This is a genomic window from Paenibacillus sp. SN-8-1, assembly GCF_050995535.1.
Lineage (GTDB): Bacteria > Bacillota > Bacilli > Paenibacillales > Paenibacillaceae > Fontibacillus.
The window spans coordinates 571,479-591,965 of the sequence record NZ_CP194782.1 but is presented as its reverse complement, the minus strand read 5'-3'; the positions used below and the strand labels follow the sequence as shown (position 1 = coordinate 591,965).

Sequence of the window (20,487 nt, the reverse complement as noted above, 5' to 3'; positions counted from 1 at the left end):
TTTAATTAGTAAATAACTTCTTCCGCAAAAGTAACTGTTCCGTTCTCCAGCGAGGCAACGCGCACCAGAGATTCCACCTGATAACCGGCCTCCTGCAGCAGTCTGCCTCCAGGCTGGAAGGCCTTCTCGATCACGATTCCGATCCCCGCCACTTTGGCGCCGATCTGTTCCACAATACGAGCCAGTCCAAATGCGGCTTCACCGTTAGCCAGGAAATCGTCAATAATCAGCACCCGGTCTTCCGGACACAGGAACTTCTTCGATACCGTAATTTCGTTCGTCTCCTTCTTCGTGAAGGAGTATACTTTCTCGACCAGAATGTTATCCCGGAGCGTTAACGATTTATGCTTACGAGCAAAAATCATGGGTACATCAAGCTCCAGAGCCGTCATAATAGCCGGAGCAATACCTGAAGATTCGATGGTCAGCACTTTCGTAATCTGCTCACCGGCAAAACGCCGGGTGAATTCCCGTCCCACTTCCTTCATAAGTACCGGGTCCATCTGATGATTCAGAAATGAATCGACTTTCAGCACTTGATCGCTCAGCACGATCCCTTCCTGCATAACCTTGTCTCTTAACAGCTTCACTTCTTCTTCCCCCTCAAATTTCTGAACTACAGATCGACTTGTTCCTGATAGATTGCAAGAGCCCATCCTCCGAAAGTTCAGAGAATGGGCTAAGAAACGGCGAAAGTGATTCACTCTGGCACACCATGAATTCACAATCAGCCTTTTCCCGTAGTCCGATCATTCCGGTGATCTGGTAGAAACATGCAGGCCCATTCCTGCACATATACGAGAAGATATGAATCATTTCTCTATGAAAAAGAAATGAAAGTATAAATTTAAGTTTCATTCAATGTTAGAAGTATAACTTAAGGAATGCCCAGAAATAAAGAGGAATTTCGTGGAGTTTTTGATTTTTTTGCAAATTACGACATAATTCGCACTTTGTTCATCCTAAATTTTTACTGAAAAAGACACTATTGCCCAAGAAGAACATTCATGTACAATTAACTGCATGGACTGTAACTTATGAAAATTAGAATAAGCAGCTTTGTCTTAAGGCCACCTGGCCTGGACCGCTGCATTTGATTGAAGGAGAGATACGAGAATGGGTTTTATAAAAGAGTTCAAAGAATTCGCGGTTAAAGGGAATGTGATTGATCTGGCAGTCGGGGTCATTGTGGGGGCGGCTTTCGGTAAGATCGTCACTTCACTGGTCAATGATATCATCATGCCTCCGATCGGCAAGATCCTCGGTAACGTGAACTTTAAGGACCTGTACTATCCGCTGGATAATGTCGGTTCCCCTTGGCCTTCGCTGGCTAAGGTTACTGAACAAGGCAAGTCTGTCATCGCTTACGGCCAGTTCGTCAATACTTTAATTGATTTCCTCATTGTGTCTTTCTGTATCTTCATGTTAGTTAAAGGCATTAACTTCATCCGCCGTACGGAAGAGAAGAAGCCGGAACCAGAGAAGACTACCAAGGAATGCCCTTATTGCATGTCCGATATTCCGGCCAAAGCGACGCGGTGCGCTCACTGTACATCTATGCTGGACGCCGAGGGAGCAGAGCTTGGTTAATAAATAAGCTTATGGGGGAAAGGGACTTTCACCGCCAAGTTATCGCCTATGCCGGGCGCACACTAAAGAAGACCAGCCGATTTCGGTTGGTCTTCTCCTTGCAATGCCATAATCTTATTGTTCTAAAGCGGCTTGGACTGCGGAGGCAGCAGATTGGAGATGACCGACTTCAAATTGCGATCCTCTACATACGAGTCTTCTCCGGTATCCAGCTTTCGAATACGAATCTCCTTATAATCTGCGTTCGCATTCAGCGGAGTAAATACCAGCTTCTCCTTGTCGGACAGCCTCAGTTCATATCCCATATCCTTGAACATGCTGAGAAAGTCAGCTTCCGTAGGTGCTTTGCCCGCCTCCAGCATAATTAATCCACGCAGCTCCTTGACTTGATTCGGATGAACTACATCAAAATGTACGATACACTCCATCATCAACACTCCTTGTCGTTTCTAGAAGTCTACCCTAATATAGATTAAATTAATGCGATGTGCGTTACTTCACTGCAAACGGCCTAAATCTGTTCTGATCCGCAGCTCGGGCACCCCTTGCTCCCTTTAGCAATCGGCGCTGCACAGATCTGGCAGTTCGTGGTTTCAGCCGGAATATCTTCATACCGCTTCTCTTCTGCAGGATATGCTGAATGCGCCTGCTTCTCCTGTTCCCGTTCCTGATCCGGGCTTAGCACATTCTCTTTCCAAGTACGGATACGCCGATCCAGTTCGAGCTGCCGCTCCCGTTCACGCTCCAGCTCACGCTGGCGGCGCTCTTCCTCCTCAGGGCTGAGACGTTCACGCTGCGAGACAAATTCCGGTTCCAGAATAATTGGATCCAAGTCAATGGATTTCTTCTCCTGATATGTAGGGGCTGCTTCTTCCCGGGCCTCGGCATCCTGCTCCACCTCTGGAGCTTTCCTTGCCGCAGCGTCTCTGTCATAAGTCTCCAGCTTCCGGCCGCAATAAGGACAGAAGATCGCTTCTTCAGGAACCACTTTGCCGCAAGCACACAATCTTTCATTGCGCAATGAAGCAATCTTGAGTCTGACCTCATCCTTCTCTTCGTTCAGAAGATCACAGGTTTTGGCCAGATCCATCATTTCCTTCTCGGCCTTCGACATATCCGATTCGCGGTATCCTTCATAGAAGACCTGCCCCATACGCTGGAAGTAAATCCCCATTTCACGTTCAATATTTGAAATTTGGTTATTTAGCTTGCTAATTTCAACCGCATTTTGCGCACGCTCAGTCGCCTTACCTGCACCTTTTTTAATTCGCTGCAAGAAATCCATAAACGTTCTCCTCCCATTTCCCCTAAAACCTTCCCTGAATTGAAAGGCGGCATCTGGTTTCTTAATTGTCTTATACCTTTCACTATGAATTGAAACCAACATCCATGTCAAATTCCTAATATTTCATCTCATAAATGATTGATTCCAATCATTCCAGGCAACCATTTCATGCTGTATATCATTCATCCCATATATCATACCAGATTTCAACCTTTCTGGGAAAATGCCCTGATTCACCCGCCTAAACCACGTGTATAAAAGTATAAAAGTACCGGGAGTGAACCTATGATGAGTACTGCGAAGACGCGTTATTACGTATCGGTCACACATCACCTCATTCAAGACGTACAGAACGAATCAGCTGAATACGAAGTCTACCTGGATGATGAAGAGCTTGGGTTGCTCCGGGATAAGCTGGATGACCTCTCCAAAGAGGATGAGTATACCCTCAAACGGGCACCTGTGCCGTATAAATCGGCCGACAAGGACGAAGCCACAGACTCTTATAATGACAAGCTTATCGATGTCTATGAATATCTGCATCAGATCGGCGACGAGAAGACAAGGCGCGCCATTGAAAGCCTCGGGGTACTCGGCAAGCTGGAACATTCGGATTATGACCACAAAGGATATGGCGAGGGTTCGCCGACGAATAAATAATAATCTATGTAAGCCGCAGTTAAAAAATGTAACATTTGTGTGTACAGTCGTAACTACGGGGAATGCTTGGACTTTTCGGCCGCTGCCCGCCTCCAGATTTCTTGATTTATACCGCAAGGCGGAAGAAATCCGGAGACAAAGCTTATGCTTCCGATGTAGCTTTCTTTCAGAAAGCCAAAGTATATGCTTCCGATGCAGCTTTCTTTCAGAAAGCTTTAAGGCGATCACTTTCGCTCCTACAGTTCCAAGCTTCCCCTCCGTTACGCCTTACCCTCAAGTCAATTTTTAACTGCGTCTTATATAGGGGTAAAAAACAAGGCTGGCCTTGCGAGAATTCTCGCGAAGCCAGCCTTGTTGTATGATTCGAAGCCCTGGAGGCCGCCCGCCTCTAAGATGAGGAGGACTGCCGCACAGCGGCCAGTCTTCTTCCCTGCTCCCTGGTCCGCTCCATCAGCCGGGCCTCGATGCGCCTAACTCCGTCTGCCGCGCCGGGAACCCCCGGCAGCAGCTCCGCCCAGGCCTGCACATCCGCAGCAGGCTCCGGCTGCTCTCTCTCAGACGTCAAGTCTAACTTGACGTCATGGAACTGCGGACCGGGCACATGCAGCCGGTCCTGCTCCGCCGCCTCGGCCAGCCATTCGGCCAGGGCCGGGCCTTGGCGCTCCGCGCGGCTGCCCGCATCGCCCCGGCGGGCAGCCGCGGCCGGCAGCTCGGATGCTCCCACAGGGGCATCCGCTGCCCAAGCCGCGAAGACGGCGCCCTGCAGGCGCTGCGGCGTAAGGCCCAGCGCCGCCCAGCGCAGCGACGGCGCGGCCTTCCACTGCGCTGCGGCAAGCTCTGCAGCCGCGGCGATGTGCGCGCAGCCGGCCGCGCCGCAGCTGCAGGCGCCTTCGGCGCCGGGCGCCTGCGCCCAAGGCGGCAGCGGGGGCAGCAGCGCCGCTGCGCCCGCAGGCTGCCCGCCTTGGAGCAGCTCGGCGAGCTCCAGGGGATGCGTGCTGAGATGGTTCACAAGCCGAGTCAGCAGCCCGGCGTCTGGCACAGCGAGAGGAAAGGTTACTGTGCAGACAAGGCCTCCTCCTTCGCCCAGCGCAGTAATCTCCTCCTGCCGAGCCCGCTTCACATTCAGCTCTACCTTAAGCTCGCCTTCGGAAGCCGCCACTTGGCCCTCCAGCTGAGTCGTCTTCTTCACCTGGACCCCTCCTTCTGGATTGCAATTTCGGTTGCAATTTCGGTTGCAATTTCAATTGCGATTTGAACTGAATTTGAACTAACCTAACCAGCAGTATCTCCTGCCAGTTTAGCCTACTGAACACATATATCTCCGATCAGCTATCTCGAACTCCAACTCTCACACGTTCATCTGTCATATCCGTTATATTACTTCATGCTGCATTTGAACTCAGAATCGTACAGCAGAACCTATCCATTCATCCAATCCCTTATAAAGCTTTTCAAGAAGCGAGGGCTGCCTAACTCCTTACATCCTAGCTCCAATCGCCAGCCTGCAGGGTAATCAGGCTTTGAAGTTCCTCGCTCGACATCTCCGTCAGCCACTGCTCGCCGGAGCCTACCACCTGCTCGGACAAGGACTTTTTCCGTTCAATCAACTCATCTATCCGCTCTTCCAGCGTTCCTTGACAGATCAATTTATGAACCTCCACGTTCTTCTCCTGTCCAATCCGGAATACACGGTCGGTAGCCTGATTCTCCACAGCCGGGTTCCACCAGCGGTCAAAGTGAATGACATGATTGGCGCGGGTTAGATTAAGGCCTACTCCCCCTGCTTTGAGGGACAGGATGAATATGGAGGGACCCTTGCCTTCCTGGAACTGGGTTACCATTCGGTCGCGGTCATTCTTCGCCACCCCGCCATGGAGGAAGAATGGCGCTGTATCATAATGCTCCGCCAGCTGCTTCACAAGCAGTTCCCCCATCTGGACATATTGGGTGAAGATCAGCGCGGCTTCACCGTTCTCACGAATCATATCAAGCAGCTCCAGCAGACGCTCCGTCTTGCCTGACCTGCCGGATGTCCCTTCCGGTCTTGCCTGATCGTACAGCGAGGGATGATCGCAGATCTGCTTGAGCCGGGTTAGTGAGGATAACACTAATCCCTTACGTGCAATACCGGTACTCTCCTGAATCCGGGACATCAGATCATCGGTGACCACCCGGTACAGTCTTGCCTGCTCAACCGTTAGTGAGCAGTACGACTTAATCTCGATCTTCTCAGGCAGGTCTTTGCGGATATCCGGATCACTCTTCAGGCGGCGCAGCAGGAACGGAGCCACAAGCTTTCGCAGCCTAAGCAGCTCTACCGACTGTTCTTCTCCGCCACCCGTATATTGCTTGCGAAAGGAAGCATATGTGCCAAGATACCCGGGATTCAGAAATTGAAAGATCGACCACAATTCACTTAGCCGGTTCTCTACCGGCGTTCCTGTCATCGCAATACGATGAGGAGCGCTCAGCTTCATTACACTTTGAGCCTGCTTGGTGCTGTAGTTCTTGATATATTGCGCTTCATCCAGAATAATAGACTCCCACTGAGCCTCTTTCAGCTCTTTGGCGTCCCGTCCAGCTAGGTGATAGGTTGTAAGGACAATATCATGCTCCCGGCAGGCCTTCATGAACGGCTCACCATGAAGCCGGTCCGTTCCATGATGGATATACAGCTTAAGCTCCGGAGCGAATCGGGTCAGCTCCTTCTGCCAGTTCCCCAGAAGAGACGTCGGGCATACGATAAGTCTCGTCCCCTCTGCATGATCACTTAGAAGGGTGGTTATAACCTGAACGGTCTTACCAAGTCCCATATCGTCTGCCAGCAAGGCACCGAATCCAAGCGACTTCATGGTGGAGAGCCATTGATAGCCCCGCTCCTGATACGGCCGGAGTGTCCCTTGAAGGGATACTGGAACTGGAAGGGGTCTGAGATTCTTAAGCACTCCCCCCTCCATCAGCGCGGCAATCAGTCCAGTGGTCTCTACCCCCTCGACATACAGGCCTTCATAGCGCCCTTCCTCCAGAGAGTCATTCGTCAGATGCATAAGCTCCTTAAAGGTCATACTGCCTTGTTCATGCTTCTTCATATAGCGAAGAACCTGACGAATCTCCTTCACATCGATCTCAATCCATTCACCGCGGAAGAGCACTAAGGGTGCCCGGGCAGAAGCCAGCTCAGCAAGCTCCGCCTGGGTAAGCTTCTGACCGCTGAGCACTGCCTCCATCTCGAAATGAACGACTTGTTCAACCCCAAGCTTCGGCTTCTCCCCTGTGCCAGCCTCTACCGGGTCCCAGCTTGAAGTCTTAATCCGGACTCCGGCCCGGCGCTTACCTTCCTTGGTCCACCGCACGGGCATCTGTACCGTGACTCCATGCTTCCGCAGAACGGGCACCGATTTGCTAAGAAATGAATATACCTCTTCAGGATTCAGCCTGGCAAATTCAGGCCGGGGTACATTCATCGCAGCGGCCACTTCCGGAGACACCTCCGCAGCCTTAGCCAGCCGCAACAGCAGATTCTCCTGGACACCGCTGTATTTCCGGCCGCGGATCAGCATTTCCTGATTCGGCTGATTCCAGATCAGAGCCGCTGGAAGCAGCAGTGAAGCGTCCTCGGGCACCTCGGCCCAGATCGACAGACCCCAGGTGCGGGTCGAGGGCTCTGCTGTATCACTTTCATCCGGTGGCTCCAGTCTTAAGCAGAGCCGGAATCCACCACCCGGTGCCGGTTCATCCTCAGCGGATGCACTCGGCAGCTCTCCACCCAGAACGGAGACTTCCTCGGTCAGCTGTTCAATTTCAGCGGCAGTCCCTTGTATATCAAGCGGTCTATCTCCGCTGAGGAGCCCTTCCCACCATAATTCAATTAGCGGCGAGACGCCTCTGCGATATCTCCCTTTAACGGAGTTTAGCCCCTTGCCAAGCTCCTTGGTTGTCTTTCGAGTCTCATGATCAATGAATGCAGTTAGAAAAGAATGCAGCACACCGAGCTGACGCGCTTCTACAGAAAGCTCATCCTCTATACCTATATGCTTCACAGGCGCAAGACCGATAGGCGGCATCGCACTTGCAAGCTGGCGGAATCGTTCCTCGTCATGGATATCATCCAGACGTGGTCCCCATACCGCTCTAAGCGCCAATTGACCGCTTCTTCTGCGGGCGCCAGGCACCGCAGCCGGACGCGCGGACGGAGCAATTGCGCCGCGGAGCATCAGCTCCAGCGCAAATTTGGCCGCGCCGCTCCAATATTCCATCTCCGCACCTGGTGTAATCCCTTTAGCTGTCAGTTCCGATTCCTCATAATTCAGCAGCAGAGGCCAAGCCTCCTCGGGAGATAAGGCCAAGCCTTCGAGCGTTCTGCCCAGCATCCCCTTCCGTTCACCCCGGCGGGATGCGCCGCGAAGAGCGGGAGCTGTCCAGCGCAGTTCAGCCAGCCGCAGTGCAGCTTGCTGAAAAGGGCGGGCCCCATAAGCGAGTTCAAGCCTTCTCAGTGAGGCGGTCCAGGCATCCACTTTAGATTCCGATGCTTCTCCCGAGAAGCAGAAGAATACGTCCCCGAGCCAAATTCCATACAGATGTTGATTCATTGCTTTCTCCTGTCTATTCACGATTGCATATCCGGGTACACATACATTACTAACATATTATACGAAAAAGTGCAGTTTTAAAAACGGTCCGTTCCTTTTCAGCAAAAATGTTTCACATTTAGTCGTTGAAGCCGCAGCCCCCGCATATGCATCAGAGGAGAGGACAAGAGTAACCGCGTCCTGTTTCACGGTACGCTTGTAATATCCATCTTCTGGGTATATTCATTATATTAAACACTTAACGGGAGGACCCTGCATGCATACTCGAAATCCTTATAAATGGTGGAATATTCTGTTCTATATCGGCGTTATTATCATGAATACTCTTGCGATTGTTCTACCACTCGGAGGACATTCCACAGGGGAAATTTCAGATATGTATCCCACTCCAATCACCCCGGCGGGATATGCCTTCTCGATCTGGTCCGTCATCTATTTACTGCTGGCCGGCTTTGTCATCTATCAAGCGAACCGCTCATATGAGGGCCGGGATTCAGTACAATTGATCGGACTCTGGTTCGTGATCACCTGTATTCTCAACATGGGCTGGATTATCTTGTGGCAATATTTATACATAGAGCTATCATTAATCGTCATGCTTGCACTATTTATCAGTCTCATCGTAATCTACCGCAAGACTCGCGCTATCACTTTCCCTACATTAGGAGAAACTTGGTTCGTCCGCCTGCCATTTAGCATTTATCTCGGCTGGATCAGTGTGGCTGCCCTGGTGAATGTGGCTGTAGTCTTCTCCAAGAATGAATGGGACGGCTTCGGGCTCTCAAGTCCCCAGCGGGCTATTATTATGTTGGCCATCGGTGCCGTTCTAGCCGTGCTTATCAGCTATCCGGCTCGTGATGGTGTGCTTCCGCTTGTATTCGTCTGGGCCTATATTGCCATCGCGATCAAGCAGGAGGATACCCGAAATGTATATTTGGTAGCTGGCCTTATGGCTCTTATCCTCTTTGTATATGCGATCTGGCTGCTGATCATTCGGACTCGGGAACGGGACTAATACCGCTGCCCTAGATGTCACAATCACCACCGCCTTCTTGTCTATAACAGTGAAGAGATTCCATTCTATATAAGTTCAACTTATATAACCCCTCTTAACTTATTAAACTGAAGGAGGCAATTTATAATGAGAATATTACTAGCCGGAGCCGCTGGTGTCGTTGGACGTTATCTGGTCCCCCAGTTGATTCAGGAAGGCCACCAAGTGACCGGTATGACCCACAAGGAAGAGAATGCCGAAGTTATCCGTAGCCTGGGAGCCCATCCAATAGTTGCAGATGTATATGACCGTGAACACATCTTGACGGTTCTCGAAGAACTGAGACCGGAGGTGCTGATTCATCAGCTTACCGCGTTAAGTGCAAGGGACTTCTCCGCTAATAATCGGATACGCACAGAAGGTACGCGCAATCTAGTTGATGCGGCCAAGGCAGCAGGTGTGAAACGCATGATTGCCCAAAGCATCGCCTGGGCCTATGAACCCGGCCCCACGCCTGCTGGAGAAGAAGTTCCTCTGGATACCAAGGCTCCCATGCCAAGGCGGCTAACCATTGATGGTGTAGCCTCTCTCGAGCAAGCCACCGCCGAAATTTCGGAGCATGTTATTCTTAGATACGGGATGTTCTACGGACCGGGCACCTGGTACGACAATTCGGGCTGGATGGCTGAGCAGGTTCTTCAAGGCCTGGTCCAAACTGGCGATGGAATAACTTCCTTCATTCATGTACAAGACGCTGCCCGGGCCGCTGTCCAAGCTTTGAACTGGCCATCCGGGGCCGTGAACATTGTGGATAACGAGCCTGCGGCTGGACGGGATTGGCTCCCAGTCTATGCGGAAGCAATCGGCGCGCCCAAGCCGGTCCATGAGCCTGGCCTCTCGATCCCGTGGGAACGGGGAGCCTTAAACTTCAAAGCGCGCCAAGAATATGGGTGGGACCCCCTGTACCCCACCTGGAGAACAGGCTTCGCCAAGAGCCTGCATACTCAGTAACCAGGTATAAATAAATTTATATTACAAAAAGAAAGACAGCTCTCTCACCTTGAAGTGCTCCCTGTCAAGTGGACAGTGAATAAAACAAAAACGATTCGTTTATTTTCCTCAGCTCGTTTTAACAGAGCTGAGATTTTTTCATTATGCAGCTCTTCGGTATTCGTTAGGTGACAAACCATCCAAACACTCTGTATACCGGTAGTTGTTGTAATAACGAATATATTCGCTAACGTCTTTGAGGACATCTTCATAGGTATCATACTTTGTAAGATAATAGCTCTCTGATTTGTAAGTGCCCCAAAATCGTTCAATAGGTTGGTTGTCCAAGCATCGGCTCACACGAGACATGCTTTTCATAAATCCGTATTTTACATGGAGTCGATTATACTCATGAGACGTATACTGGAAGCCTCTGTCACTTTGAATAAGCGGGGTTACACCGGGGTTCTTCTCATAAGCCTTCTTTAGCGTATCCATGACGAGTTTATTGTTGTTGGAGGGGCTTAACACCCATGAAACGATAGAGTTATCGTATACATCAAGAATTGCACTCAGGTAGGCTTTACGGCCGTTTCCGTACTTCAATTCTGTAACGTCTGTACACCACTTCATATTAGGAGCAACTGCCTGAAATTCACGGTTCATTACATTTTGAGCTACATGCATCTCAGAGACTTTCACGTAGTTCGGCCGTTTCCTACGAATTACCGCCTTTAATCCAAGAGCACGCATAATTCGGTAATACCGCTTTTTATTGTACTTCTTCTTGAGCTTTCGGTTTAATTGGGTGCGCATTTGGCGATAGCCAAGTATCCCCTTTCGCTTGTCATAGCGAAGCTTCACTTCTTTAGCTAGCGTATAATTCTCAAGTTCTCTGGCGGATGGCATCCATTTTAACCCCTTATAATAGGCAGATCGAGCAACTCCGGCTAACGCACACAATTTCGTAATTGCATAACCTTTTTCTTTGTTCAGTTCTTGAATCGCTTGATACAAGTCTGCTTGTCGAACAAGGGTTAGCGTGTATTTCGTCGCTTGATCTCCGCCAACTTTTTTGCGAGGGCATTCTCCATTTCCAGGTATTCGTTTCGAGCTTCTAATTCCTTGATCCGTAGCTTAAGCCGTTCATGCTCATCTAGTTCCTCTGCAGGCTTTTTACGACCTCGGTTGTCCTTGAGGGCATCTTCACTACCAGCTCGGTATTTCCGAACCCATGCGTACACCTGCTGATAGGATACATCGTACTTTTCGATCGCCTTCTGATAATCCAAACCATTAGCGATTGTATATTGTGCAATTTCAATGCGTTCCTTGAAAGTTGTTTTACGTCCTTTGTTCATATGAGACAGTCCTTTTCCCTTAGGTGTAGGTTTCAATTCTATCTCATTAGTATACTTGGAAATCCATTTTCCCAAAACACTTCTACTCGAAATACGATGCTTCTTTGTTGCCTCTTCTACGGAGCAATGACCAGACAACACGTCTTTAATAGCCGCAAGCTTCAATTCCTTTGAGTATGATTTCCATGTATTCGATTCCTTTAATCCATCCAAACCATCTGCTTTATACTTTCTTATCCAATCCTTAACCGTACTCTTACAAACTCTAAGCTGTTTCGCTTCATAGTTTGGATTAGACTTATGCTCAAGACACCGCTGTACGGCATGTAATTTTACTTCTAAAGAAATAGGACTTCTTTTTGACATTAGAAAAACTCCCATCATTGTAGCAGTAGAAGTTTTTGTTTTTTCTACTGTCTACTATGATGGGAGCATATCACCTTGAGCTGTCTCTTCCTGCTTGATTCTATTTCCACAATTCAATTCATTTCTATTTCTTGAGTGCGATCACTTCTATTTCTACCAGACCATCCTTCGGCAGTCTCGCTACCTCAACCGCACTTCGAGCCGGGTATGGCTCTGTGAAGAAGGTGCTGTATATCTCGTTAACCTTGGTGAAGTCGGCCAGGTCCTTCAAGAATACTGTGGTCTTGATGACTTTATCCATACCGCTTCCCGCCTCTTCCAGAATCGCCTGAACATTCTGAAGCGACTGTACAGTCTGTTTCTCCACTCCTTCAGCAAGCTCTCCAGTTACCGGATCGAGTCCAAGCTGGCCAGAAGTGTAGATGAGGTCCCCGATTTCTACTCCTTGAGAGTAAGGTCCAATAGCGCCGGGCGCCTTAGTTGTTGAAATTGCGTTTTTGCTCACTGTAAAATCCCTTCCTTTTCTGTATGATTATTTAGTGGGACGAAGAATAAGAATGTACTCCCAAGCCCCTTCTTGCTCTGCAGACGGATGAAGCCTCCAAGCAGTCCCGCAAGATCCCGGCTAATCGAAAGTCCGAGTCCCGTTCCTCCGTATTTACGGCTGATGGAACCATCTGATTGCTGGAATGCTTCAAAAATGAGTGTATGCTTGTCCTCTGCAATACCGATTCCGGTATCCGTCACAGCAAATACAACCCATTCCCCCGGGATAAGATCATCCGGCTTCTCCCTGCGGATCTCCAGCTTGACTTTGCCCTCATCGGTGAATTTTAAAGCATTAGCCAGCAAATTGCGAAGCACCTGCTGTATTCTCAGGGAATCCGAGTACATCCTATCCGGAAGGTCTTCATCCTGTCTGATCTCAAATTCAAGTCCCTTACGTTCTGCCAAGTGTCTAAATTGCATCTCCATGACTTCCCCAAGCTCCTTGAGGCTGATTTCTTCCCTTGCAATTTCCAGGCGGCCCGCTTCGACCTTGGAGAGATCGAGGATGTCGTTAATCAACTGGAGCAGGTCCTGACCCGACTTATGAATGATCGCCCCGTATACCGGATTCTCATCATCCGCACTTTTCGGGCCGGATTCTTCGATAATCTGGGCTAAATTCAGGATACTGTTGAGCGGTGTACGCAGCTCATGAGACATATTGGCCAGAAACTCAGACTTATATTGTGAAGCCAGCAACAGCTGTTCAGCTCGCTCCTCCAGTTTGATCTTAGTCCTCTGGAGCTCCTCTGCCTGCTTCTTAAGGAGCTCATTTGTATATTTCAGCTCCAGATTCAGGCTCTTTTCCACTTGAAAGTCTCTTAAGATCAAAGCAAATATTGCACTTAAGCCTATTCCTAAAGGAAAGACAACCGGGGCTATCTCGCTCATATACTTGTTGAAAGGAATAACCCCGAAGATACTGATATTAATCGTATTGACGACATTCACGGTCAGGATCGTAATACACGCTTTCACCAAAAGCCTAAGCTGACTTCTCCGAAGCCATACATTCAGCCCAGCGCATATGACGCCCAGGATCGCAAGGTTATATAATCCCGCCATGGCTGCTTCGTTAATTCCGAAGGTAAGTCTCACCAGCCCAATTCCCACACCGATAATCAGGATGGTTAGCGGCTGTGAATACACGACTGTCGAAATGAGCACAGGAACAAATCTCAGATCAAAGATCACATTATCACTAAGCCGGAACCCGAACTTCATGCAGATCCAACCCGCAATAATCATCAATAATACGGAACAGACATACTTTACCTTACCCGAAGTAAAATTGAACAAGTACTTATATAACATATTCGCCAAGTAAGCCACACTTATCAACATTCCCAAGTTCATCACGAACATGTCCCTAAAGCCCATTCGCTCACTCCTGTTGTTGGAACCATTCATATGGATGGAATATTCAAGAAATATTCCACTCTTTTCATCATAGCATGAAGCAGAGTATAGAGATAGCATGACAACGACAATTGAACTACTCACCACTTAACACCCTACGGATCGTTTGAAGTGGGAGATTCCTAAGTACGAAAGCCTATCGGCTTTTAATTTGATTAGGCTATCCCCGTAGTCCCTACGGTTAGAAGTCTTATAGCTTCATTTATAAGATTCTGTCCTGCGTTAATATCCCTGTCGTGATGTGGTCCACAAGAAGGGCAATCCCATTCACGAAGGTTTCGATGTTTAACGTCTTTGTTTTTATAGCCGCAGCACGAACACAATTGAGAACTAGCGAAGGTTTTAGATACAGCAATCACTTGCTTACCATACCATTTTGCCTTGTATTCTAACATCTTGTGGAATTGTGACCATGACACTTCACTAATGGCTTTGGCTAATTTATGATTCTTTAACATGTTCGTGACTTGCAAAGTCTCAATACCAATGACATCGTGGTTTTTGATGATATCCGTAGAGATTTTTTGCAAGTAGTCTGTTCTTGTATGGGTGATCCATTCGTGGAGTCTTGCAACCTTGATCCGCTGTTTGTTCCAATTTGAACCCCCCTTCGTACGTCTAGAAAGAATACGTTGTGCTTTTGCTAGTTTCCCTTCGAGTGTACGAAACCATTTCGGGTTAGAGAATACCTCTGCTGTACTCAAAATAGCAAAATCCTTCAGCCCAACGTCAACGCCAACAGAAGAACCTGTCTTTTCTAATGATTGCACTTGTGTTTCTGCAAGAATAGAAATGAAGTACTTTCCGCTGGGATTACGCCTAACGGTTGCGTTAAGAATACACCCGTCTACTTCACGACTTTTGGCAAAGCGAACAAGACCCAATTTAGGCAATTTGATTTTGTTGCCTACAACGGCAATATTTCCGTTTGTTTCCTTTGTTGTGTACGACTGTACTGGATTTTTCTTAGACTTGAAGCGAGGTGCATGGTTCTGATTTTTAAAGAATCGTGTATACGAATCGGCAAGGTTTTTCAGTGAGGATTGAAGGGCAATGCTATCCACTTCTTTTAGCCAGACTAATTCTTTCTTTAACTGTGTCAATTCAGCAGAACATGAATGGTAAGTTAATCCTTTGCCTGTTTCTTTGAAGATATCCGTCCATCGTGCTAAAAAACGATTGAATACAAAACGACTACACCCAAATGTTTTAGCAATCAGGATTTCCTGTTCTTTCGTTGGATAGATACGAAATTTGTATGCTTTGTTGACTAACATTACTTTTCACCTCACCATCACCAGAACCTATGTTCCTATTATACCATATGGAGGGAATTTTCGGCTATCGCCAACCGACATTCATCCCCTCCCTACTCATTAGGCTTCGCCCTCCACATTCCTTGAGGAAGGGGTATTCTGTCGGAAGGACAATAAAGACACAGACCTATGGGAAGATCTGCGCCTTTATGTCTAAATATTCATCTATTTCCGTCAGCGCTACTGACGGCTGCGGGCCCACTCGTGATACTCTCGTTCCGCATCATCCTTCGTATGGCCATAACGTTCCTGAAGCTTACCTACAAGCTTATCCTTCTCGCCATTGATCACATCAAGATCATCGTCTGTTAGTTTACCCCACTGTACTTTGGCTTCACCTTTGAGTTGGTTCCATTTCCCTTTGAATACACTGCTATCCATAATTATCAGCTCCTCGAAATCTATGATTGATGTAGTTCACGAAGTAACGATAAAGGATGTCCTCTCTCATAAATTACCCAAGCGGTCTCGGCATGAATCCACTACCCCGCACAGCTACCCTCATGCAATAACAAAATAAAAAAGACCCTCCGTTCTTCACGGAAAGTCTTCTTGGTGTTAGCCTGCGTATTCGCCTTGTTTCTTGCGCTTTCGATAATCTTCTACGAACAACCCGGCATAGTAAGGGTCCCATTGGGTTCCCCGGCCTTCTTCCAGAATTCGAATCGCATGGTCTGCATCAAGCCCCTTACGGTAAGGCCGGTTGGAGGTCATGGCGTCAAATGCGTCAGCCACCGCGATAATGCGTCCGAACAACGGAATATCCTCTCCCTTCAGCTGGTCGGGATATCCCTTTCCGTCAAATCGTTCGTGGTGAGACCTTACCCCGGGTAGAAAAGGGGCCATCGCATCAGCAGGTTCAATCTGCCGCAGGATGCTCTCCCCCATTGCCGGGTGCTGCTTGATCTGTTCGAATTCCTCATCAGTTAGACGGCCTTCCTTGAGCAGAACGGAATCTCTTGTTCCAATCTTCCCAATGTCATGCAGCAGCGCGGATTTGCGGAGCGCATCCACCCTCTCACTTGAGAGGCCTGCAAGCAATCCAATCTGTACCGCATAATCCGCTACTCTCAGTGAGTGCCCGGCCGTATAAGGATCACGGGCATCCAATGCGGCTGCAAGGGTGGCAAAGTAACTCTCAATCAACTGATTATTGAGGTTCGACTGCGCTTTGATCCCGCTAAGCATGTGGTTGAATCCGGACACGAGCTTGGAGAATTCATCGGAGAACATATCATTCGCCTGTGCGTTCAGGTTGCCTTCTTTCACCTCGGCCATACACTCGTACAGGTGCTGGATTGGAATCTCCACATCCCTGGTCAGCAGCCAGGCCCCGAAGAAGGCGAACCCCAGAGCAACGATAAGAATATAACCTGCCCATTTCCAATATTCCACACCGGCATTCTGAAGATCACCGATTCGGAGCTGGAGAGCAATTCCATACAGAAGCAGTGGAAAGGCTCCGATCAGGAAGGCTCCCCATTTGAACTTTTGCCTAATTGAAATAAGCACCTGACCGCCCAGCGACAGCTCCCGGCTGAACCTCCGTCTGCTCATACGCTGGAGCTCTTCCAGCACTGGCCGGATCGCATAGGAGGTCAAGAAGAATTCAATCATTGCATGCATGGCAGCGACAAGCAGAGCACCCAGGATCGCCAGGATAACGTACCTCTGAGGGAAGCTCAGTCTTCCCGATTGAATCAGCCACTGCGTCAGAAGGACGGCCGGAACGGACAGACCGAATAAATGCGGCCCCAGAATCCTTTTTACCGCCAAAGAGGGAAGCTGATGAAGACGAATATAGATTCTCTGCAGCTGCGGATAATCACAAATGTCCTGCTGAAAGGCCATCTTGACCGGCTTAATATGGATACGAAAGACCGTCCATTCCAGACTCACCATGAAGCACAGGGAGATAGCCAGGACAAGAACAAGCCATAAATACTCCCTAGTGGAAATATCCAATGTCGTAAATATCATCAGGCCGCCTACTCCGGCGACTGCCGTTATAGATCCAATGAAATAATTAAGCAGGAGCCGGGAGATAAAGGTTCGGTATATCATAAGGCGTATCACCCCTTCTCTTTGCTGAAAAACCACTACTAGCCATTATCGGCACTATCTAACGTTTAATTGACAGAGCTACAGATTTATATTCGGCATTTCTTCCGGATTACCTTCCGGCAAGAAATGAATCTGAGTAGACTGTGCCAGCTTGTTGTTTCAAGGTTTATAATTCATGTCTAATAATTTCAGTAGAGAAGAAGTACACTATAGCAGCAGTTTATAATTCCTGGAGGTGGCCATGGACTTAACAGCCTTAACTAGTTCGATCATCATTTTGCTGGCCAGCCTATTGCTAATTGGGGTTTTTGCTACCAAATTCTCAAGCCGATTCGGTCTTCCCGCCCTTGTGTTCTTCATCGCAGCCGGGATGATACTTAGTAATTTCCTTTATTTCGATAACGCCTTTATTACCCAGCTCGTCGGCACCTTCGCCCTGATCGTCATTCTGTTCGAGGGAGGGATGCAGACCAAGTTCCTCACCATAAGACCCGTTCTACCCGCTGCCCTCTCGCTTGCTACTGTCGGTGTTGTGTTCACCACCGTCGTGATCGGAGTATGCGCCATGCTGATTCTGGATGTCCCCCTCGTGGACGGTCTTCTGTTCGGTGCCATCGTCGGATCCACGGATGCTGCCGCTGTATTCTCTGTGTTAGGCGGCAAGAATATCAAGGAAAGGCTAACCTCCACCCTGGAGGCCGAATCCGGGAGCAATGATCCTATGGCGGTATTCCTGACTGTAACCCTGATTGGATGGATTCAACACCCGAATGACCACAACATTGTTAAATTAATCTTCTCGTTTATTCTGGAGATGGGGCTAGGTCTTATCTTTGGCCTTCTCCTTGGCTGGATTGCCGTGAAAGTAATTAACAAAATTAACTTCGACTCATCCGGGCTATACCCTGTTCTGGCAATTGCTTTTGCTGTCTTGACCTATGGCCTGACTTCAGCACTTCATGGCAGCGGCCTGCTCGCTGTGTATGTCATGGCTCTTGTGCTTGGCAACTCCGATCTGACCTATCGCCAGTCCATTCTTCACTTCAACAAAGGTTTCGGCTGGATTATGCAGATTACCATGTTCACGCTGCTCGGTCTGCTTGTTTTCCCTGGAGAGCTGCCTGCAATCATGCTTCAAGGTCTTGCATTGTCCCTTATACTCATGTTGATTGCCCGTCCTATTGGTGTATTCGCAAGCACACTGATCTCCAAGTTCAGCTTCAAGGAAAAGCTTGTACTCTCCTGGGCCGGACTACGAGGCGCCGTCCCTATCGTGCTAGCCACCTACCCCTTGATTAACGGTCTGCCTGACGGGAGAATGTTCTTCAATGTCGTCTTCTTCGTCATTCTGACCTCTGCGCTGATTCAAGGAGCTACCATTACTCCGCTCGCGGTTAAGCTAGGTCTCGTTGAACCATCAAGTAATCATTCTCACTCCCTGCTGGAGCTGGTCTCTCTGGGCAAGACCAAGTCGGAGATCAATCATATCCATATCCATGCAGGTATGGTGATCATCGGCCTGGAAATTCGCAATCTGGGGCTGCCCCCAGATGTGCTGGTGACCGCAGTCATTCGCGGTGAAGAGATCGTCACTCCGCTTGGGGATACAGTTATTGAGGAAGGAGACACGCTCTACATCCTCGGTCCCAAGTCTGAACGTCAGCGGATTAAGGAGGTCTTCCGCTTTCAGGAGGTCATCTTTGCCCCCAGGGCTCCCGAACCTGAATTGATTCCAGGTGAACCTGATCTGAACAACAGCGCACAGCCCAGTGAGCCCGATCTGAAAGACCCTCACTAGAACATGACTTCTTAGCCGACCGGCAAAAGGGCCCGTCAAAGATGATCAACTTTGACGGGCCTTCTGAGGTTCATACAACTTGCGCCGGGCTGAAACGTGAATGAAAGGCGAGTAGATCCGCGCCTACCTTCTGCTGTTCTTAGCCTTCTTGTTCAGCCAAAGCAGCCATCCACCCAGACCTATAATACCTACAGCCAAGAGAACATAAAAACCAACCGTGTACCAAACATCTTCAGCAGAACCAAAACCCATTTTTGAACTCCCCTTTCCAGTTTAAGAAGAAAGCACGAAAAAACACTGTATGATTTAATAACCCACCTGGTATATTTCTAACCTTAAAATCCTGCTGTTCATAATTTGTGTTGCATTCCCCCCGAATATACTGTATAGTATATCTTTAGGTTATAAACCCTTATATATGTAGTTCCTCAAAAGATGATAACTCTCCTTAAGTATCTGCAAGAAATTCCTATTTGAACTAACCCTAAGAGTAAGAATTTTGGAGTATTCTGATTCACACTGGCGCGGTCATTGGAGCCGCAAGGACAAGAGAGAGGTAGGGCTTTTGTTGTTTTAGAAAAACGTCAGTTATGATCTGAAGCAGGAACATCGCCTTGTTTTCGGCACGTGTACACGAAGACAGGGATTACAATATTAATATGTAAACAAAAGCGAGCGCCGCAGGATTCCCTGTCAGGCGCTCGCGTCTATTTAACCGGGCCATCCCGGTCTTAAGTTAATGATTATTGTACCTCGTAATTGTGACCATAGTTGTTATCCCAATACGTTTGTCCACCAACTGTATACGAAATCGCATACTTAACATTTGTGGCACCTGGAACATCGAAGCTATATTTCCAGCCTTCAACTGTATTGAAATTATTCAAGCGGCCATAATAAGTAGCGTTGCCCTCATGAGACGTTGCCCAGTTGTCCGTGGTGTAACGTACTTTTACTGTTTTTGTTGGATCCAAGTTTTTCACATAGATATTACCGCTGAATGTACCATTGCTCAGAGTACTGCTCGCATTAAGCACATTTGGTGTCCCCAAAATGATGGATGTTAAAGGGTATGAATTATTCACTTCATTGTAATAATTCGCTGATCCGTTGTTATCCCAATAAGTCTGGCCATTCACGTCGTATTTAATCGCGAACTTGATGAAGGACAGATTCTTCAGCTCGGCATGCGCTGCGTTGGTGGCATCATTTGTGAAAATGCCAAAATGCCATTTCTCATGGCTTGCATCTGTCGGCCCTACATAAGACGCACTCGTATCATACCAAGTTGTATTATTTGTTGTGTAATGAACAGTCACATTCTTCACGGGTCCAAGATTCTCAACCTCAATATCCCCGCTGAATCCAACATATCCGTTTTTATAAATTACACTGACATCCGAGTCAATAAGCTTAACCTCATTACCACTAGCGAATGCCGATTCAGTAAACGTTATACCAAAAATCAGAGAAAACATCATTAGTCCAGCAAACAGTTTCTTCATT

At 48.4% G+C, this 20,487-nt stretch carries 20 protein-coding genes and 1 riboswitch; of the genes, 6 read left to right on the top strand and 14 right to left on the bottom strand.

What is annotated here, in order from left to right; genetic code table 11:
- Nucleotides 1–5 precede the first annotated feature (5 nt).
- Nucleotides 6–590: a xanthine phosphoribosyltransferase gene (locus ACRRNK_RS02875; protein ID WP_433945317.1), complete on the bottom strand. Its 585-nt coding sequence runs from the start codon at nt 588–590 to the stop codon at nt 6–8.
- Nucleotides 591–721: 131 nt separating this feature from the next.
- Nucleotides 722–821, bottom strand: a riboswitch (purine riboswitch).
- A 295-nt stretch (nt 822–1,116) separates the two neighbouring features.
- Here ACRRNK_RS02875 and mscL point away from each other — a divergent pair.
- Nucleotides 1,117–1,590: a large conductance mechanosensitive channel protein MscL gene (gene mscL, locus ACRRNK_RS02870; protein WP_433945316.1), complete on the top strand. Its 474-nt coding sequence runs from the start codon at nt 1,117–1,119 to the stop codon at nt 1,588–1,590.
- 122 nt (nt 1,591–1,712) lie between these two features.
- Here the strand turns inward: mscL and ACRRNK_RS02865 are convergent, their stop codons facing one another.
- Both ACRRNK_RS02865 and ACRRNK_RS02860 read right to left on the bottom strand, forming a co-directional pair.
- Nucleotides 1,713–2,021, bottom strand: a complete 309-nt coding sequence (locus ACRRNK_RS02865; RefSeq protein ID WP_433945315.1) for a hypothetical protein — start codon at nt 2,019–2,021, stop codon at nt 1,713–1,715.
- A gap of 80 nt (nt 2,022–2,101) precedes the next feature.
- Complete coding sequence (locus ACRRNK_RS02860) at nt 2,102–2,875, bottom strand: zinc ribbon domain-containing protein (protein WP_433945314.1); 774 nt, start codon at nt 2,873–2,875, stop codon at nt 2,102–2,104.
- Between the two features lie 285 nt (nt 2,876–3,160).
- Between ACRRNK_RS02860 and ACRRNK_RS02855 the strand changes: the two genes are divergently transcribed.
- Nucleotides 3,161–3,535: a hypothetical protein gene (locus ACRRNK_RS02855; RefSeq protein ID WP_433945313.1), complete on the top strand. Its 375-nt coding sequence runs from the start codon at nt 3,161–3,163 to the stop codon at nt 3,533–3,535.
- 388 nt (nt 3,536–3,923) lie between these two features.
- Here ACRRNK_RS02855 and ACRRNK_RS02850 read toward each other — a convergent pair whose 3' ends face one another.
- The gene (locus ACRRNK_RS02850; protein WP_433945312.1) at nt 3,924–4,100 is read right to left on the bottom strand and encodes a hypothetical protein; all 177 of its coding nucleotides are present in this window, start codon (nt 4,098–4,100) and stop codon (nt 3,924–3,926) included.
- A gap of 396 nt (nt 4,101–4,496) precedes the next feature.
- Here ACRRNK_RS02850 and ACRRNK_RS02845 point away from each other — a divergent pair, with 396 nt between their 5' ends.
- A complete protein-coding gene (locus ACRRNK_RS02845) occupies nt 4,497–4,790 on the top strand; it encodes a hypothetical protein (protein WP_433945311.1) in 294 nt (97 codons plus the stop codon).
- A 229-nt stretch (nt 4,791–5,019) separates the two neighbouring features.
- On the opposite strand, the gene ACRRNK_RS02840 is transcribed toward ACRRNK_RS02845, so the two are convergent.
- The gene (locus ACRRNK_RS02840; protein ID WP_433945310.1) at nt 5,020–8,124 is read right to left on the bottom strand and encodes a DEAD/DEAH box helicase; all 3,105 of its coding nucleotides are present in this window, start codon (nt 8,122–8,124) and stop codon (nt 5,020–5,022) included.
- A gap of 256 nt (nt 8,125–8,380) precedes the next feature.
- On the opposite strand from ACRRNK_RS02840, the gene ACRRNK_RS02835 reads away from it, so the two are divergent.
- The gene (locus ACRRNK_RS02835) at nt 8,381–9,139 is read left to right on the top strand and encodes a tryptophan-rich sensory protein (protein WP_433945309.1); all 759 of its coding nucleotides are present in this window, start codon (nt 8,381–8,383) and stop codon (nt 9,137–9,139) included.
- A gap of 126 nt (nt 9,140–9,265) precedes the next feature.
- On the top strand, nt 9,266–10,129 hold the full coding sequence (locus tag ACRRNK_RS02830; RefSeq protein WP_433945308.1) for an NAD-dependent epimerase/dehydratase family protein: 864 nt from the start codon (nt 9,266–9,268) through the stop codon (nt 10,127–10,129).
- Between the two features lie 141 nt (nt 10,130–10,270).
- On the opposite strand, the gene ACRRNK_RS02825 is transcribed toward ACRRNK_RS02830, so the two are convergent.
- The 7 genes from ACRRNK_RS02825 to ACRRNK_RS02795 all read right to left on the bottom strand — a co-directional run bounded on the left by ACRRNK_RS02825 (nt 10,271) and on the right by ACRRNK_RS02795 (nt 17,183).
- Nucleotides 10,271–11,212: an IS3 family transposase gene (locus tag ACRRNK_RS02825; protein ID WP_433946783.1), complete on the bottom strand. Its 942-nt coding sequence runs from the start codon at nt 11,210–11,212 to the stop codon at nt 10,271–10,273.
- Nucleotides 11,146–11,835, bottom strand: a complete 690-nt coding sequence (locus ACRRNK_RS02820; RefSeq protein ID WP_433943245.1) for a helix-turn-helix domain-containing protein — start codon at nt 11,833–11,835, stop codon at nt 11,146–11,148. The genes ACRRNK_RS02825 and ACRRNK_RS02820 overlap by 67 nt, the downstream gene beginning before the upstream one ends.
- A 124-nt stretch (nt 11,836–11,959) precedes the next feature.
- Nucleotides 11,960–12,340, bottom strand: coding sequence for a RidA family protein (locus ACRRNK_RS02815; protein ID WP_433945307.1), 381 nt, complete (start codon nt 12,338–12,340; stop codon nt 11,960–11,962).
- Nucleotides 12,337–13,764, bottom strand: coding sequence for an ATP-binding protein (locus ACRRNK_RS02810; protein ID WP_433946782.1), 1,428 nt, complete (start codon nt 13,762–13,764; stop codon nt 12,337–12,339). The genes ACRRNK_RS02815 and ACRRNK_RS02810 overlap by 4 nt, the downstream gene beginning before the upstream one ends.
- Before the next feature lie 194 nt (nt 13,765–13,958).
- Nucleotides 13,959–15,080 carry an IS200/IS605 family element RNA-guided endonuclease TnpB gene (gene tnpB / locus ACRRNK_RS02805; RefSeq protein WP_433945306.1) on the bottom strand — a complete coding sequence of 374 codons (1,122 nt, stop codon included), beginning with the start codon at nt 15,078–15,080 and terminating at the stop codon, nt 13,959–13,961.
- Between the two features lie 219 nt (nt 15,081–15,299).
- Nucleotides 15,300–15,500, bottom strand: coding sequence for a CsbD family protein (locus ACRRNK_RS02800; protein ID WP_433945305.1), 201 nt, complete (start codon nt 15,498–15,500; stop codon nt 15,300–15,302).
- Between the two features lie 177 nt (nt 15,501–15,677).
- Entirely contained in the window at nt 15,678–17,183 is a 1,506-nt protein-coding gene (locus tag ACRRNK_RS02795) for an HD-GYP domain-containing protein (RefSeq protein WP_433945304.1), read from the bottom strand.
- 241 nt (nt 17,184–17,424) lie between these two features.
- On the opposite strand from ACRRNK_RS02795, the gene ACRRNK_RS02790 reads away from it, so the two are divergent.
- On the top strand, nt 17,425–18,981 hold the full coding sequence (locus ACRRNK_RS02790; RefSeq protein ID WP_433945303.1) for a potassium/proton antiporter: 1,557 nt from the start codon (nt 17,425–17,427) through the stop codon (nt 18,979–18,981).
- A 123-nt stretch (nt 18,982–19,104) separates the two neighbouring features.
- Here ACRRNK_RS02790 and ACRRNK_RS02785 read toward each other — a convergent pair whose 3' ends face one another.
- Both ACRRNK_RS02785 and ACRRNK_RS02780 read right to left on the bottom strand, forming a co-directional pair.
- Nucleotides 19,105–19,233: a hypothetical protein gene (locus tag ACRRNK_RS02785; protein WP_433945302.1), complete on the bottom strand. Its 129-nt coding sequence runs from the start codon at nt 19,231–19,233 to the stop codon at nt 19,105–19,107.
- A 491-nt stretch (nt 19,234–19,724) separates the two neighbouring features.
- Complete coding sequence (locus tag ACRRNK_RS02780) at nt 19,725–20,486, bottom strand: hypothetical protein (protein WP_433946781.1); 762 nt, start codon at nt 20,484–20,486, stop codon at nt 19,725–19,727.
- Between the last annotated feature and the right edge of the window lies 1 nt (nt 20,487).

Bases quoted from the DNA above. Each gene is read 5' to 3' on its own strand.
- mscL (WP_433945316.1), top strand. From the start codon at position 1,117: ATGGGTTTTATAAAAGAGTTCAAAGAATTCGCGGTTAAAGGGAATGTG.
- ACRRNK_RS02865 (WP_433945315.1), bottom strand. From the start codon at position 2,021: ATGATGGAGTGTATCGTACATTTTGATGTAGTTCATCCGAATCAAGTC.
- ACRRNK_RS02860 (WP_433945314.1), bottom strand. From the start codon at position 2,875: ATGGATTTCTTGCAGCGAATTAAAAAAGGTGCAGGTAAGGCGACTGAG.
- ACRRNK_RS02855 (WP_433945313.1), top strand. From the start codon at position 3,161: ATGATGAGTACTGCGAAGACGCGTTATTACGTATCGGTCACACATCAC.
- ACRRNK_RS02840 (WP_433945310.1), bottom strand. From the start codon at position 8,124: ATGAATCAACATCTGTATGGAATTTGGCTCGGGGACGTATTCTTCTGC.
- ACRRNK_RS02835 (WP_433945309.1), top strand. From the start codon at position 8,381: ATGCATACTCGAAATCCTTATAAATGGTGGAATATTCTGTTCTATATC.
- ACRRNK_RS02830 (WP_433945308.1), top strand. From the start codon at position 9,266: ATGAGAATATTACTAGCCGGAGCCGCTGGTGTCGTTGGACGTTATCTG.
- ACRRNK_RS02820 (WP_433943245.1), bottom strand. From the start codon at position 11,835: ATGTCAAAAAGAAGTCCTATTTCTTTAGAAGTAAAATTACATGCCGTA.
- ACRRNK_RS02810 (WP_433946782.1), bottom strand. From the start codon at position 13,764: ATGGGCTTTAGGGACATGTTCGTGATGAACTTGGGAATGTTGATAAGT.
- tnpB (WP_433945306.1), bottom strand. From the start codon at position 15,080: ATGTTAGTCAACAAAGCATACAAATTTCGTATCTATCCAACGAAAGAA.
- ACRRNK_RS02800 (WP_433945305.1), bottom strand. From the start codon at position 15,500: ATGGATAGCAGTGTATTCAAAGGGAAATGGAACCAACTCAAAGGTGAA.
- ACRRNK_RS02795 (WP_433945304.1), bottom strand. From the start codon at position 17,183: ATGATATACCGAACCTTTATCTCCCGGCTCCTGCTTAATTATTTCATT.
- ACRRNK_RS02790 (WP_433945303.1), top strand. From the start codon at position 17,425: ATGGACTTAACAGCCTTAACTAGTTCGATCATCATTTTGCTGGCCAGC.
- ACRRNK_RS02785 (WP_433945302.1), bottom strand. From the start codon at position 19,233: ATGGGTTTTGGTTCTGCTGAAGATGTTTGGTACACGGTTGGTTTTTAT.
- ACRRNK_RS02780 (WP_433946781.1), bottom strand. From the start codon at position 20,486: ATGAAGAAACTGTTTGCTGGACTAATGATGTTTTCTCTGATTTTTGGT.